Origin of the sequence: Pseudomonas sp. Z1-29 (genome assembly GCF_051131995.1) — a bacterium.
Classification (GTDB): Bacteria; Pseudomonadota; Gammaproteobacteria; order Pseudomonadales; family Pseudomonadaceae; genus Aquipseudomonas.
The window spans coordinates 2,205,381-2,217,936 of sequence record NZ_CP071645.1; the positions used below are offsets into that span (position 1 = coordinate 2,205,381).

Here is a 12,556-nt window from a genome sequence, read left to right on the forward strand (position 1 = left end):
GCCTGCCCATGAAAAAGCTGCGAATCGCGACCTTCAATATCAACGGTATCCGGGCTCGGCTGCCCAACCTGCTGGAGTGGCTGGAGCGGGAGAAACCCGACATCGCCTGCTTGCAGGAGTTGAAGGCTGCCGATAAGGATTTCCCGGCGGCGGAGCTTGAGTCGGCCGGTTACGGGTCGATCTGGCACGGCCAGGCTTCCTGGAATGGCGTCGCGATCCTGGCCCGCGATGCGCAACCGCTGGAAAGTCGGCGCGGCCTGCCGGGCGGAGAGGAAGACAGTCACAGTCGGTATATCGAGGCAGCCGTGCATGGCGTCCTGGTAGGTTGCCTTTATCTGCCCAACGGCAATCCGCAGCCTGGTCCGAAGTTCGACTACAAGCTGGCATGGTTCGAGCGGCTGATCGATTATGCCCAGGGACTACAAGCCAGCGATCACCCGGTGGTGCTGGCGGGCGACTACAATGTCGTGCCCACCGACTTCGACATCTACAACCCACGCTCCTGGCTCAAGGATGCCCTGTTGCAGCCGGAAAGTCGCGAGCGGTACCAGCGCCTGCTGGACCAGGGCTGGACGGATGCGCTGCGACATCTCTACCCGCAAGAACGGATCTATACGTTCTGGGACTATTTCCGCCAGCACTGGCAAAAAAACTCCGGGCTACGTATCGACCACCTGTTGCTCAACCCTGCCGCCAGTGCCTACCTGAGCGAGGCGGGGGTGGATGCCTGGGTCAGGAACCAGCCACACCCCAGCGACCATGCCCCGACGTGGATTCGTCTGTCTTCGCGCAAGCGCCGTTGAAGCCGCCGGATCATTGTCCACCCAGGGGAAATGCCTTATACCTGTGCCAACGGCGGGGTGCCTGCACAAGCCCTGCACCTGAACAGGAAAGGACACCCCATGAACCAACCTCGACTGAGTGATTGCGGTCGTTATCTGCGGCGCCTGGGTTTCGACACGGCGCCACCCCCGACGCTCGATTCGTTGCGCCAGTTGCAGTGGCGTCATACGACCGAGTTCCCCTTCGAAACCCTCGCGACGCTGCTGGGGCAGCCGGTGCCGATCGACCTTGAGTCGGTGGAACGAAAAATCTTCGAGCAAGGGCGCGGCGGTTATTGCTACGAGCTCAATCAGCTATTCCTGGCCCTTTTGCAGGACCTGGGCTTCGAGGCCCGCGGCATTACCGGGCGAGTAGTGATGAACGCGCCTGAAGGCGCCTGGACCGCACGCACCCATCGCTTGAGCCTGGTGACGCTTGACGGCGTGCGCTATGTAACCGACGTCGGCTTCGGTGGCATGGTGCCGACCGCGCCACTGTTGCTGGACAGTCGCGAGGTCCAGGCCACTCCTCACGAGCCATACCGCATCGAGACCACTGAAGACGGCTACATGCTGCGCGCCAACGTAGGGGGCGAATGGCGGCCCATGTACCTGTTCGACCTGCAGCGTCAGGAAGAGATCGATTACATCCTCGGTAATTGGTACGTCTGCAGTCATCCGGATTCCCCGTTCAAGGACCGGTTGATGGTCGCCCGCACGGGTGACGGTTTGCGCAAGACCCTCAACGGCAACAGCTATGCCGTGCACCGGATCGGGCAGGAAAGCGAACGACGCACAATCATGGACGCCGACGAGTTGATCGACCTGCTGGAGACGGAGTTCGGGCTGCGGGTGCCGCCACGGGAACTGCTGCGGCCGGCGCTGGAAGGGCTGATAGCGCGAAGTTGAATGCAATCTGGTTCGGGATTTGCAACCTTGCCCGTGATCAGTGCGCAACAAGTTGTATACAACTCTATGGACATTTGTCCTGAGTTTTGAATACAGTGTGCGCATAACAAAAAACAGGGAACCCCCGAACCATGAAAACGCCCCATGTTTCACTCCCACGGCCCGAGGACGAAAACCTTGGCGTCGGCGCGAATATGGCTTACGGCCTGCAACATGTGTTGACCATGTACGGCGGCATCGTCGCGGTGCCCTTGATCATCGGCCAGGCGGCCGGCTTGTCGCCGGCGGACATCGGTCTGCTGATCGCCGCGTCATTGTTCGCGGGAGGGCTGGCGACGTTGCTGCAAACGCTTGGCCTGCCGTTCTTTGGCTGCCAGTTGCCGCTGGTGCAGGGCGTTTCGTTCTCCGGCGTCGCGACCATGGTGGCGATCGTTGGAACCGGCGGGGAAGGGGGCTTCCAGGCCATCCTTGGTGCGGTAATCGCGGCGTCCCTGATCGGCTTGTTGATCACTCCGGTATTCTCGCGCATCACCCGGTTCTTCCCGCCGCTGGTCACCGGCATCGTCATCACCACCATAGGCCTGACGTTGATGCCGGTGGCGGCGCGCTGGGCCATGGGCGGCAACAGCCACGCCGCGGATTTCGGCAGCATGGCGAACATCGGCCTGGCTGCGCTGACCCTGGTACTGGTGCTGGTACTGAGCAAAATGGGCAGTGCGACGATTTCCCGCCTGTCGATCCTGCTGGCGATGGTCATCGGCACCGTCATCGCGGTATTCCTCGGCATGGCGGACTTTTCGTCCGTCAGCGAAGGCCCGATGTTCGGGTTTCCAACGCCGTTCCACTTCGGCATGCCGACTTTCCATATCGCCGCGATCCTGTCGATGTGCATCGTGATCATGGTGACGCTGGTGGAAACCTCCGCTGACATCCTGGCGGTGGGGGAAATCATCGACACCAAGGTCGATTCCCGCCGTCTGGGCAATGGTCTGCGAGCCGATATGCTGTCGAGCATGATCGCCCCGATCTTTGGCTCCTTCACCCAGAGTGCCTTTGCCCAGAACGTCGGGCTGGTGGCGGTGACCGGTATCAAGAGCCGTTTTGTCGTGGCAACTGGCGGGATATTCCTGGTGGTGCTCGGGCTGCTGCCGTTCATGGGGCGGGTGATCGCCGCCGTGCCGACCTCGGTGCTCGGTGGTGCTGGTATCGTGCTGTTCGGTACGGTTGCCGCCAGTGGTATCCGAACCCTGTCGAAGGTTGACTACCGCAACAACGTCAACCTGATCATCGTCGCCACTTCCATTGGCTTCGGCATGATCCCGATCGCCGCACCGAACTTCTACGACCATTTCCCCAGCTGGTTCGCGACGATCTTCCATTCGGGGATCAGCTCTTCGGCAATCATGGCAATTATCCTGAACCTGGCGTTCAACCATTTCACCACCGGCAACTCCGACCAGCAGTCAGTTTTTGCCGCCGGTACCGAGCGGGTGCTGCGCTACCAGGACCTTGCTGCACTGCGTGAAGGTGATTATTTCAGCGACGGAAAATTGCATGACTGCGACGGCAACGAGATTCCAGTGGTGGCGGAACCCGCCCACTCGCCGGGAGAGCACGGCCCGGTGCGGCTGAAGAGCAGCGAGCACGTCTGATCTGGCGATCGCAGAGGAGTGAAAACAAAAGCAGCCGGTGATCATCGATCACCGGCTGCTTTTTTATGACCCCTGAACGGACTACCAGCGACCGTAATGGCCGCGCGGCGGGCCATCGTAATAGCCCCGTGGTGGCCCGTAATACACCGGCGCCGGGCGATAGTAGACAGGGCGCTCGATGTATACCGGTTGCGGCGCGTAATAGACCGGTGGCGGTTGCTGCACATAGACAGGTTGTTGCACGTAGACCGGTTGTGGCTGGACATACACCGGTTGCTGGACATAAACCGGTCGGTCGCGGCTGATGAGCGCGGAGCCGACAATGGCCGAGCCGACGATTGCACCAAACACCGCGGGACCCTCCCAACCACCGCGACCATGGGCGGATGCCTGGCCGGTGACCGCGAGTGCCCCCACGAGCAGGGCGATAATGGGAAGTTTGCGTTTCATGGCGATTCCTCGTTCCGGCCCCGGCGCCTGTGGCCTGCGACAGACCCGATCAGGGGCGCGGGGATACTTGCTCTGACAGCGATTTTCCCAGGATTTGCACCGCCGTTGGGTAAATATTGTGTAAGGTCTGTGGCTGATTTTTTTACAGCGGATGGCGAGTCGCTGCGCTGCGCCCGAGGTCTGAGCATCGAACAGGACCGGTCGGTACGGCGATCGCGTTTATCCGAAAGTGTATCAAGGAGACGAGCATGCAGATGAACCCCAACAAAGATACCCAGCTGTGCATGTCACTATCGGGGCGCCCGGGCAACTTCGGCCTGCGCTTTCATAATCACCTCTATGAACAACTGGGCCTGAATTTCTACTACAAGGCGTTCAGCAGTCGCGACCTGCCGGGTGCGGTGCGCGGAATTCGCGCCCTGGGCATCCGCGGGTGTGGCGTGTCGATGCCGTTCAAGGAGGCCTGCATCGCCCTGGTCGATGAGTTGGACCCTTCCGCCGCCGCGATCCAGTCGATTAACACCATCGTCAACACTGACGGCCATTTGAAGGCCTACAACACCGACTATATTGCCGTCGCCCAATTGCTGCAGACCCACGCCGTACCCAAGGATTCGACTTTCGCCCTGCGTGGCAGCGGCGGCATGGCCAAGGCGGTCGCCAGTGCCTTGCGCGATGGCGGCTATAAAAATGGCCTGATCGTCGCCCGCAACGAAACCACCGGCCGAGCCCTGGCCGACTCCCTGGGATACGAATGGCAAGCCGAGCTGGGCGATCGCCGGCCACAAATGCTGATCAACGTGACGCCGATCGGCATGGCCGGCGGTCCTGAAGCGGGCCACCTGGCGTTCGAGCCCGATGCCCTCGTGGCAGCCGAGACGGTATTCGACGTGGTGGCGATTCCATCGGAAACGCCGTTGATCGTCCGGGCCCGGGCAGAAGGCAAGCGGGTCATCACCGGGCTGGAGGTGATCGCGATCCAGGCCTTGGAGCAGTTTGTGCTGTACACGGGCGTGCGGCCCAACCTGGAGCAATTCGACAGGGCCGTGGCTTTCGCCCGGTCCTGATTACTCCAGGCGCGCCAGACGCTCCTCCAGCGCGGCGATCCGCGCTTCGAGCTCTTCAAGGCGTTCCAGTGACACGCCGCTGCCGGCGCCACTGCGTTCTATCGGGTGCTGGCGAGCGGCGAGGATGGCCTCGATGTCCGCGGGGTCGCCCATGGCGTGCACGTAGCGGTCTTCACGCTGGCCGGCCTGGCGCGGCACCAGCAGCGCCAGGCCTCGGGCGATCAGGCGCTCAAGCTGATGCACGACCTGCTCGGTGTCTTCGAAATCATGCATGCGGCCGCTGCGGGTCAGCAGTTCATTGACGGTCTGTGGGCCGCGCAGGAACAGCAATCCCATCAGGATCACCTGGGCCGGCACCAACTCCAGCGCCTTGTCGACCCGGTGCTCCCAGCGGTCGGCGCGGCTGCCCATGACCAGCCGGGTAAAACCGCGGCCTTCCAGGGCTCGCAAGCTCTGGCCGACCTGGCCCGGACTGAGATTGGTCACCGGTTCGCGACTGGTCTTCTGGTTGCAGGCCAGCACTAGCGCGTTGAGGGTGAGAGGGTAGGTCTCGGGGTTGGTGGCCTGTTTTTCGATCAGGGCGCCAAGGATGCGGATTTCCGTGCTGTTGAGCCGTGGTTCTTCGGCCTGGCTTTGTTCTTCGATGCTCATTGCGCGTTTCCCTATGCCGTGGAAGCCGCCTAGCCTAATCCTTGCGTAATAAAAGACAAGGAGCGCAACAAGCCGTGGCTATAATCGCCGACGTTTGATTTGTTTCCTCCTACCACCCGCATGAGATCGCCATGACCATTTCCCTGTACGCCGCCTCCGTCCCGGTTTTCAAACAGATGCTCAACGCCCTGAGTGATGTGCTGAACAAGGCCGAAGCCCACGCCACCGCGAAAAACATCGATCCGAACGCTTTCCTGCAAGCACGCCTGTTCCCGGACATGTTCCCGCTGGTGCGTCAGGTGCAGATCGCCGTCGACTTCGCCAAGGGCGTGTCCGCGCGCCTGGCCGAGATCGAAGTGCCGAAATACGACGACAGCGAGACCACCTTCGCTGAGCTGCAAGCGCTGATCGCCAAGGTGCTGGCCTTCATCGACGGCATCAGCCCCGAGCAGATCGATGGCAAGGAAGGCATTGAAATTGTCACCCGTCCGGGCACCCCGAAGGAAAAACGCTTCAGCGGTCAAACCTACCTGCTGACCTACGGCCTGCCGCAGTTCTTCTTCCATGTCACCACCACTTATGCACTGCTGCGTCACAACGGCGTAGAAGTAGGCAAGCGCGATTACATGGGCGCGTTCTAAACCCGCGAGCATGAAAAAGCCCGGGACGGTGTGAGCCGTTCCGGGCTTTTTTGTGGTTGTCTGTCAGGTCATCAGCGCCTGTTGCGCCGCTTCGCGAGCAGGCTCGCTCCCACAGGAATCAATGATTGCGCAGGGTCCTTGTGGGAGCGAGCCTGCTCGCGATGAAGACGCACGGTTTATGCAGTACGCCGCGCCCGCTCTTCTTCACCCAGGCAAGCCGCCGCCGTGAACAGCACATCCGTGGACGAGTTGAGCGCGGTTTCAGCTGAATCCTGCAGCACGCCGATGATGAACCCTACCGCGACCACTTGCATGGCGATTTCGCTGGGGATGCCAAACAGGCTGCACGCCAGGGGAATCAACAGCAGCGAACCGCCGGCGACCCCGGACGCGCCGCAGGCGCAGATGGCGGCGACGACACTGAGCAATACGGCCGTGGGCACATCCACCACGATGCCCAGGGTATGTACGGCCGCCAGCGTCAACACGGTGATCGTAATGGCGGCCCCGGCCATGTTGATGGTGGCGCCCAGCGGGATCGAGACCGAGTAGGTATCTTCGTGCAGGCCGAGGCGCTTGCTCAGCTCCAGGTTCACGGGAATGTTGGCCGCGGAGCTGCGCGTGAAGAACGCGGTGATGCCGCTTTCACGCAGGCAGGTGAACACCAGCGGGAAGGGGTTGCGACGCAGTTTCCAGAGCACGATGAGCGGGTTGACCACCAGTGCCACGAACAGCATGCAGCCGATCAGCACGGTCAACAGGTGCAGGTAACCGAGCAGCGCACCAAAGCCGGAGGTGGCCAGGGTCGAGGCTACCAGGCCGAAAATACCCAGCGGGGCGAAGCGGATGACCAGCCGCACAATCACGGTCACGCCATTGGACAAGTCTTCGAGTACGGTGCGCGTGGTTTCGCCGGCATGGCGAATGGCAATACCCATGCCGATGGCCCAGGCCAGGATGCCGATGAAGTTACCGTCCATCAGCGCTCGCACGGGGTTGTCCACCACGCTGAGCAACAGGCTCTGCAGCACTTCACTGATCCCGCCGGGCGCGGTAACGGCAACGTCCTGGGCGCTCAACACCAGGCTGGAGGGAAACAGCGTGCTGGCAATGACCGCGACCACGGCCGCAGCGAAAGTGCCCAGCAGATAAAGGAAGAGGATCGGGCGGATATGGGTTTCCTGGCCGTGCTTATGGTTGGCGATCGACGCCATGACGAGCACGAACACCAGGATCGGCGCCACCGCCTTGAGCGCCGACACAAAGACCTTGCCGATGAACGCCGTGGATTTCGCCACGTCAGGGGCCAGCCACGCCAGGACAATGCCGGCGATCAGGCCGATGACAATTTGCGTCACCAGGCTGGTGCGTTTGAAGCGGTGCAGAAGGGAAGAGGACACAGCAGTCATGACGGTATCTCTGATTTTTTATGTGCAACGGTCCGTCAATCAGGGCAACAAGCGGGCAGGCCACATGATCGGGACCGAAAAGAGTGTGGAGCATTTGCAGGCCGCGGACTTTATCACAGCCCGGCGAAAAATCTGACGGACCTGTGACGATCCGTCACCTGCCTGTTTATCTGCTTTTTTCTAACGGCCCCAATCTGTTAGGCTTTGCCACTCTCACTTCATTTGTTTTCCAGCGGGCCCTTGGGCTAACGCTGGTGTCGTCGTTTTGTTGGAGTTCTGCATGCTGTTGCCCATCTTCCTGTTGTCCGCCGCCGGCTTCACGGTGTTGACCACGGAATTCATCATTGTCGGCCTGTTGCCAGCCATCGCCCGGGACCTGCAAGTCACCATCCCTCAGGCTGGACTGCTGGTGACTTTGTTCGCGTTTACTGTCGCGGCGTTCGGGCCGTTCCTGACCGCGTGGTTTGCCCGTGTCGAGCGGCGTCGGCTGTTTATCAGCGTGCTGGTGATGTTCGGCCTGGCCAACACTTTGGCGGCGCTGGCGCCGAACATCTGGGTCATGGCCATTGCCCGGTTGGTCCCGGCTTTGGGCCTGCCGGTATTCTGGGCGTTGGCCAGTGAAACCGCAGTGGACATCGTCGGGCCGCAGTTTGCCGGGCGAGCCATCGCGCGGATCGGCTTCGGTATCGTCTGCGCCACGGTATTCGGCATTCCGGTCGGCACCCTGATCTCCGACGCATTCGGCTGGCGCAGCGCTTTTGCAATCCTGGCGGTCATCGCGTTTGCCAAGGCGCTGCTGCTGTTTATCTACCTGCCGAAAACCAATCTGCACCAGCACCAAGTGAGCTTTCGCTCGCAATTCAAGATCCTGCGCAGCCCCCTGATGCAGGGGCATGTGCTGCTGTCGATCCTGGTATTCAGCGGCATGTTTACCGCCTATACCTATCTGGCGGATATCCTCGAACGCCTGGCCGGGTTCGACGGTACGCTCGTGGGTTGGTGCCTGATGGGCTTCGGGGCCGTGGGCCTGCTCGGCAACTCCCTGGGTGGTCGCGCGGTAGACCGGCATCCGCTGATCGCCTCAATGGTGTTCTGCCTGTTCATGATCGGCGGCATGGTGGCGCTGGTGCCGAGCATTCATTCGACGCTGGGGTTGGCCGCCGCGATGGGTATCTGGGGCGTGACCCAGGCGGCGCTGTTCCTGGTCAGCCATGTGCGGCTGATGAAAGCGGCCCCTGAAGCGCCGGCGTTTGCTGCTTCGCTGAACATCGCCGGGGCCAACCTGGGCATTGGCCTGGGGGCGTTGGTGGGCGGTCGGGTCATCGATACGCTGGGCCTGGGCAGCGTCGGTTTCGCCGCGGCCGGATTCATCCTGGTATCGATCCTGCTGGCGCTGTTGCTGATGACGTTCAAGCCCCGCAATGCCTGCGCTGATTGCTAGGCGCTGAACAGCTCGCGGCGTGCCCCTTCGGCAATTGCGACGATGCCAGGGTGGCTGACCTTGCGTTCCACGGAAATGGCGTAGAACGACTCGCTCACTGCCTCGGTCTGGCCGATGACCTGCACCCCATATTGCCGCTTGACCTCTTCGGCAATCACGCTGGGACCGATAAAAATCCCGCTGCCTGACTGGCCGAATGCCTGCATCAACGCGCTGTCGTCGAACTCGCCGACAATCCGCGGCTGGATCTGCTGTTCGGCGAACCAGCGTTGCAGGCGGCTGCGTACGACGGTTTCCGGTCCCGGGATCAGCAGCGGGGCGTCATGCAGGCCATGGGGAAAATTCTGCCCATGACGATCGGCCAGCGCGGCGGTGGCAAAAAAGCTGATCCCGCATTCTCCAAGCTTCTGGCTGTAGCCCTTGATATCCAGGTGAGTCGGCATCGGGCTGTCGGAAATCACCAGGTCCAGGCGTTGGATTGCCAGGTCCGCCAGCAGCCGTTCGAGCTTGTCCTCGCGACAGGTGATACGCAGTGGCTCGCTCAGTTCCATGGTCGGGGCCAGCAGCCGATAGACGATGGACTTGGGCACGACATCCGCCACCCCGACCCGAAACAGTGTCTGCTGCTCGTTGGGCTGGGCGCGCAATATCAATTCCAGTTCACCGCCGAGTTGGAACATGTGTTCGGCGTAAGGCAACGTCTGGCGACCGGCTTCTGTCAGCTCCAACTGGCGCCCGACGCGCTGGAACAATTTGATGTTGTAGGTCTGTTCGAACAGGGAGATCTGCCCGCTGATGGTTTGCGGGGTCAGGTTCAATTGCTCACAGGCGCGCACGATGCTGCCGGTTTTTGCCACCACCCAGAAATAATGCAGCTGTCGATAATTGAGCATGGTTTTCGCCGGTTCGTAAAAACCGAAGTATAGCCGCTGAAAATACGAATTTTCCTGAAGTATCAGCCTCTCTAGAATGCCAGGCCATCGGTGAGCCATCTTTGTGCTCCATCCATTTCTGAAGAGGCACTGTCCATGACGTATAAATCCTTGGGTCTTGCAGCCTTCCTGTCGCTGTCATCGATAGCGCTCGTGGGTTGTGAACAAGCGGAAAAGAGCGCCCAGCAGTTGGCCGAGCAACTTAAGGAACAAGCAGTCGAGACGGCCAAGCAGACAATCGACGATACTCACAAGGCTGCCGAGCAAGCCATCAGCGAGGCTACCGGTGGGCTGATAAGCCCCAAAAAAGAGCCGGAGAAAGACGCTGAAGAATCCGAATCCTCCACCAAGACCATCTAACCCCGTCATATCGAGTCAGGACTGACCCATGGATTATCTGTTACAGCTTGCCGCCAGCCCCACCGCCTGGATTGCCTTGGCCACCCTGGTCGTCATGGAAATCGTGCTTGGCATCGACAACCTGATCTTCATTTCGATCTTGACCAACAAGCTGCCCGAACAGCATCGCGCCAAGGCGCGGCGGATCGGTATCGGCATGGCGCTGATCCTGCGCCTGGGCCTGCTGAGCACCATCGCGTTCATTGTGCAGTTGACGGAACCGGTCATCGAGATCCTTGGCCAGGCCTTTTCCTGGAAGGACATGATCCTCATCGCCGGTGGCCTGTTCCTGTTGTGGAAGGCGACCACCGAGATCCATCACAGCATGGACCCGGCGCCGAACGATCCCAAGTCGGCCACATCGGGCGTGACCCTCGGGTTCGCTGCTGCGATCGGTCAGATCCTGATGCTCGACCTGGTGTTTTCCATCGACAGCATCATTACCGCGGTGGGTATGACCGAACACTTGCCGATCATGATCATCGCCGTGGTGGTTTCGGTGCTGGTGATGCTGCTGGCCGCCGAGCCGTTGGCGAAGTTCATCAATGACAACCCCACCGTGGTCATGTTGGCCCTGGGCTTCCTGATCATGATTGGCATGACCCTGATCGCCGAAGGTTTCGGTGCCCATGTGCCCAAGGGCTATATCTACGCGGCCATGGCCTTCTCGGCGGCGATCGAGGTGTTGAACATGTTGTCCCGACGCGCCAGGGAGAAAGCGCTCGTCGACAAAGCCTGATACCAGGCAGACAAAAGCCGCCCGGGTCCAAGGCCCGGGCGGCTTTTTCATGCGCGGCGATAATGTCAGTGTGCGGTGGCGTGGCGCCTGGCGGGTTTGGGGGGCCGTTTCGCTTGAGGGGGAGGTGCGTGATGATGGCGCCGGGCGATCCGCATTACGCCCCACAACATGGCGGTCGCTACGCTCAGCCAGCCAAATATCAGCATCAGAATAGTCGTCGTCAGGCTCATCTGTGCCTCCTTCAGCCCGGACTCGGGCAATGCACTCATTACAATGGACAGTCTAGCCGCTCGAGTGTTACGAGCAGTCGATCGCCGGCAGTGGCGACGGATCGGTTTGTTCTATCGCGGTTGTGAATCTCTTGCTTGTGGCTATACCCAGGCGGGCGCGCACTTTATGATCGTCGGCCCAAGCCCGGCCCGGATGCCGGGTCTGCCTGAACAAGAGAGTCATTAATGGTGCCGGTAATTTCATCTTTTCGATCACTGGTAGTGGCGCTGACCTGTGCCGCTGTCCTGGTTGGGTGCGCGGGGGGCGTGTCGCCGCAGATAAAGCGTCTGCCCGAGCGGGTCGAACTCAACAGCGTGCCGTTCTTTCGCGGCGAGATGTATCAGGGCGCTCCGCAATCGTTGGCGGCTCTGCTGACTCTGCAAGGGACGGTCATCACGCCCGGGTTGCTGGAAAAACCGTTACACCTGCCCGGTGGCGAGGCGCGTTTGCAGCAGAGTCTGCAAACCTTGGCGCGTGAATACGGACTGGTCGTCTATCCCCTCGACCATGAGCTCGCGGCGTTGCTCGAACAGGTGGCGGCGGGTTATCCCGTGCTGTTGCGCTACACCGAGGGTTCGGCGTTCTGGTCCGGGCCACGCTACGCGATCCTGGCTGGCTACAACCGACAAAAACGTACCGTGCTGCTGCGGTCGGGGATGAACCGGCGGTCGTTGATGAGTTTCGATGCATTCGAATCGGCGTTCAAAGGCGCGGGCGGTTGGGCGGTGTTGATACAGCAGCCCACGCAACTTCCGGCCAACGTTGACTCCCAGCGCTGGTTGAAGGCCGCCGACGAGTTAGCCGGGGCGGGGCAGGAGCAGGCCGCCGCGCGGGCCACCAAGGCGCTGGGCTCCGCACGCTGAGTCGCGTCCCCGTTCGTCAGCTTTCGGGCACGACCTCGCATGCCTCGGGTTCTTAACGTCAGGGCCTGGAATTTCCGGGCCATGATTCAAGGAGGCAACCATGGCACAGTCGAAAACACCTTCAGGGCCGCATTCTTCCGAGCATTCATCCGGTGATGATGACTTGGGATTCGATCCGGACTCGCCGGATCTCGACGATCCGCAAGTGGACCCGGTAGGGCCGGCCAAGGCGCCCCGGGACGAGGAGGATGAGGAACCACCTTCCTCGAGAGCCTATGACCCACTGGGTAACCTTAAGCCCTGACAAAAATA

15 protein-coding genes are annotated in these 12,556 nt (G+C 61.1%); 11 read left to right on the plus strand and 4 right to left on the minus strand.

Annotation, left to right across the window (positions count from 1 at the left end):
- The first annotated feature begins 8 nt into the window (after nucleotides 1-8).
- The 3 genes from xth (at nucleotide 9) to J3P84_RS10235 (ending at nucleotide 3,382) form a co-directional block, all read left to right on the plus strand.
- Complete coding sequence (gene xth, locus J3P84_RS10225; RefSeq protein ID WP_434629931.1) at nucleotides 9-803, plus strand: exodeoxyribonuclease III; 795 nt, start codon at nucleotides 9-11, stop codon at nucleotides 801-803.
- Between the two features lie 99 nt (nucleotides 804-902).
- Nucleotides 903-1,730: an arylamine N-acetyltransferase family protein gene (locus J3P84_RS10230; RefSeq protein WP_434629933.1), complete on the plus strand. Its 828-nt coding sequence runs from the start codon at nucleotides 903-905 to the stop codon at nucleotides 1,728-1,730.
- 131 nt (nucleotides 1,731-1,861) lie between these two features.
- Nucleotides 1,862-3,382 carry a nucleobase:cation symporter-2 family protein gene (locus tag J3P84_RS10235; RefSeq protein WP_434629935.1) on the plus strand — a complete coding sequence of 507 codons (1,521 nt, stop codon included), beginning with the start codon at nucleotides 1,862-1,864 and terminating at the stop codon, nucleotides 3,380-3,382.
- Nucleotides 3,383-3,463: 81 nt separating this feature from the next.
- Here J3P84_RS10235 and J3P84_RS10240 read toward each other — a convergent pair whose 3' ends face one another.
- A complete protein-coding gene (locus tag J3P84_RS10240; RefSeq protein WP_434629937.1) occupies nucleotides 3,464-3,832 on the minus strand; it encodes a hypothetical protein in 369 nt (122 codons plus the stop codon).
- A gap of 248 nt (nucleotides 3,833-4,080) precedes the next feature.
- Between J3P84_RS10240 and J3P84_RS10245 the strand changes: the two genes are divergently transcribed.
- Nucleotides 4,081-4,899, plus strand: coding sequence for a shikimate 5-dehydrogenase (locus J3P84_RS10245; protein ID WP_434629938.1), 819 nt, complete (start codon nucleotides 4,081-4,083; stop codon nucleotides 4,897-4,899).
- Here the strand turns inward: J3P84_RS10245 and J3P84_RS10250 are convergent, their stop codons facing one another.
- Nucleotides 4,900-5,550 carry a YceH family protein gene (locus J3P84_RS10250; RefSeq protein WP_434629940.1) on the minus strand — a complete coding sequence of 217 codons (651 nt, stop codon included), beginning with the start codon at nucleotides 5,548-5,550 and terminating at the stop codon, nucleotides 4,900-4,902.
- 131 nt (nucleotides 5,551-5,681) lie between these two features.
- On the opposite strand from J3P84_RS10250, the gene J3P84_RS10255 reads away from it, so the two are divergent.
- Nucleotides 5,682-6,191: a DUF1993 domain-containing protein gene (locus J3P84_RS10255; protein ID WP_434573173.1), complete on the plus strand. Its 510-nt coding sequence runs from the start codon at nucleotides 5,682-5,684 to the stop codon at nucleotides 6,189-6,191.
- Nucleotides 6,192-6,367: 176 nt separating this feature from the next.
- Here J3P84_RS10255 and sstT read toward each other — a convergent pair whose 3' ends face one another.
- The gene (gene sstT, locus J3P84_RS10260; protein ID WP_434601272.1) at nucleotides 6,368-7,600 is read right to left on the minus strand and encodes a serine/threonine transporter SstT; all 1,233 of its coding nucleotides are present in this window, start codon (nucleotides 7,598-7,600) and stop codon (nucleotides 6,368-6,370) included.
- Here sstT and J3P84_RS10265 point away from each other — a divergent pair.
- Together J3P84_RS10265 and J3P84_RS10270 are read left to right on the plus strand one after the other, a co-directional pair.
- Nucleotides 7,599-7,736, plus strand: a complete 138-nt coding sequence (locus J3P84_RS10265; protein WP_434629941.1) for a hypothetical protein — start codon at nucleotides 7,599-7,601, stop codon at nucleotides 7,734-7,736. The two genes, sstT and J3P84_RS10265, sit on opposite strands and share 2 nt — an antisense overlap.
- A 144-nt stretch (nucleotides 7,737-7,880) precedes the next feature.
- Nucleotides 7,881-9,041, plus strand: a complete 1,161-nt coding sequence (locus J3P84_RS10270) for an MFS transporter (RefSeq protein ID WP_305500068.1) — start codon at nucleotides 7,881-7,883, stop codon at nucleotides 9,039-9,041.
- Here J3P84_RS10270 and nhaR read toward each other — a convergent pair.
- A complete protein-coding gene (gene nhaR / locus J3P84_RS10275; protein ID WP_434629942.1) occupies nucleotides 9,038-9,934 on the minus strand; it encodes a transcriptional activator NhaR in 897 nt (298 codons plus the stop codon). The two genes, J3P84_RS10270 and nhaR, sit on opposite strands and share 4 nt — an antisense overlap.
- Nucleotides 9,935-10,069: 135 nt before the next feature.
- Here nhaR and J3P84_RS10280 point away from each other — a divergent pair, with 135 nt between their 5' ends.
- From J3P84_RS10280 to J3P84_RS10295, 4 genes are all read left to right on the plus strand, one after another.
- Nucleotides 10,070-10,333: a hypothetical protein gene (locus tag J3P84_RS10280; RefSeq protein ID WP_434629943.1), complete on the plus strand. Its 264-nt coding sequence runs from the start codon at nucleotides 10,070-10,072 to the stop codon at nucleotides 10,331-10,333.
- A 28-nt stretch (nucleotides 10,334-10,361) separates the two neighbouring features.
- On the plus strand, nucleotides 10,362-11,111 hold the full coding sequence (locus J3P84_RS10285) for a TerC family protein (protein WP_434573180.1): 750 nt from the start codon (nucleotides 10,362-10,364) through the stop codon (nucleotides 11,109-11,111).
- A 455-nt stretch (nucleotides 11,112-11,566) separates the two neighbouring features.
- Entirely contained in the window at nucleotides 11,567-12,244 is a 678-nt protein-coding gene (locus J3P84_RS10290) for a peptidase C39 family protein (protein ID WP_434629945.1), read from the plus strand.
- A gap of 100 nt (nucleotides 12,245-12,344) precedes the next feature.
- On the plus strand, nucleotides 12,345-12,548 hold the full coding sequence (locus J3P84_RS10295) for a DUF6021 family protein (protein WP_305500075.1): 204 nt from the start codon (nucleotides 12,345-12,347) through the stop codon (nucleotides 12,546-12,548).
- Nucleotides 12,549-12,556 lie beyond the last annotated feature (8 nt).

What these genes read in the sequence shown, in the direction of transcription:
- J3P84_RS10230 (WP_434629933.1), top strand. Translation starts at nt 903, where the DNA reads ATGAACCAACCTCGACTGAGTGATTGCGGTCGTTATCTGCGGCGCCTG.
- J3P84_RS10245 (WP_434629938.1), top strand. Translation starts at nt 4,081, where the DNA reads ATGCAGATGAACCCCAACAAAGATACCCAGCTGTGCATGTCACTATCG.
- J3P84_RS10285 (WP_434573180.1), top strand. Translation starts at nt 10,362, where the DNA reads ATGGATTATCTGTTACAGCTTGCCGCCAGCCCCACCGCCTGGATTGCC.
- J3P84_RS10265 (WP_434629941.1), top strand. Translation starts at nt 7,599, where the DNA reads ATGACGGTATCTCTGATTTTTTATGTGCAACGGTCCGTCAATCAGGGC.
- J3P84_RS10250 (WP_434629940.1), bottom strand. Translation starts at nt 5,550, where the DNA reads ATGAGCATCGAAGAACAAAGCCAGGCCGAAGAACCACGGCTCAACAGC.
- J3P84_RS10235 (WP_434629935.1), top strand. Translation starts at nt 1,862, where the DNA reads ATGAAAACGCCCCATGTTTCACTCCCACGGCCCGAGGACGAAAACCTT.
- J3P84_RS10290 (WP_434629945.1), top strand. Translation starts at nt 11,567, where the DNA reads ATGGTGCCGGTAATTTCATCTTTTCGATCACTGGTAGTGGCGCTGACC.
- xth (WP_434629931.1), top strand. Translation starts at nt 9, where the DNA reads ATGAAAAAGCTGCGAATCGCGACCTTCAATATCAACGGTATCCGGGCT.
- J3P84_RS10280 (WP_434629943.1), top strand. Translation starts at nt 10,070, where the DNA reads ATGACGTATAAATCCTTGGGTCTTGCAGCCTTCCTGTCGCTGTCATCG.
- nhaR (WP_434629942.1), bottom strand. Translation starts at nt 9,934, where the DNA reads ATGCTCAATTATCGACAGCTGCATTATTTCTGGGTGGTGGCAAAAACC.
- sstT (WP_434601272.1), bottom strand. Translation starts at nt 7,600, where the DNA reads ATGACTGCTGTGTCCTCTTCCCTTCTGCACCGCTTCAAACGCACCAGC.
- J3P84_RS10240 (WP_434629937.1), bottom strand. Translation starts at nt 3,832, where the DNA reads ATGAAACGCAAACTTCCCATTATCGCCCTGCTCGTGGGGGCACTCGCG.
- J3P84_RS10295 (WP_305500075.1), top strand. Translation starts at nt 12,345, where the DNA reads ATGGCACAGTCGAAAACACCTTCAGGGCCGCATTCTTCCGAGCATTCA.
- J3P84_RS10255 (WP_434573173.1), top strand. Translation starts at nt 5,682, where the DNA reads ATGACCATTTCCCTGTACGCCGCCTCCGTCCCGGTTTTCAAACAGATG.
- J3P84_RS10270 (WP_305500068.1), top strand. Translation starts at nt 7,881, where the DNA reads ATGCTGTTGCCCATCTTCCTGTTGTCCGCCGCCGGCTTCACGGTGTTG.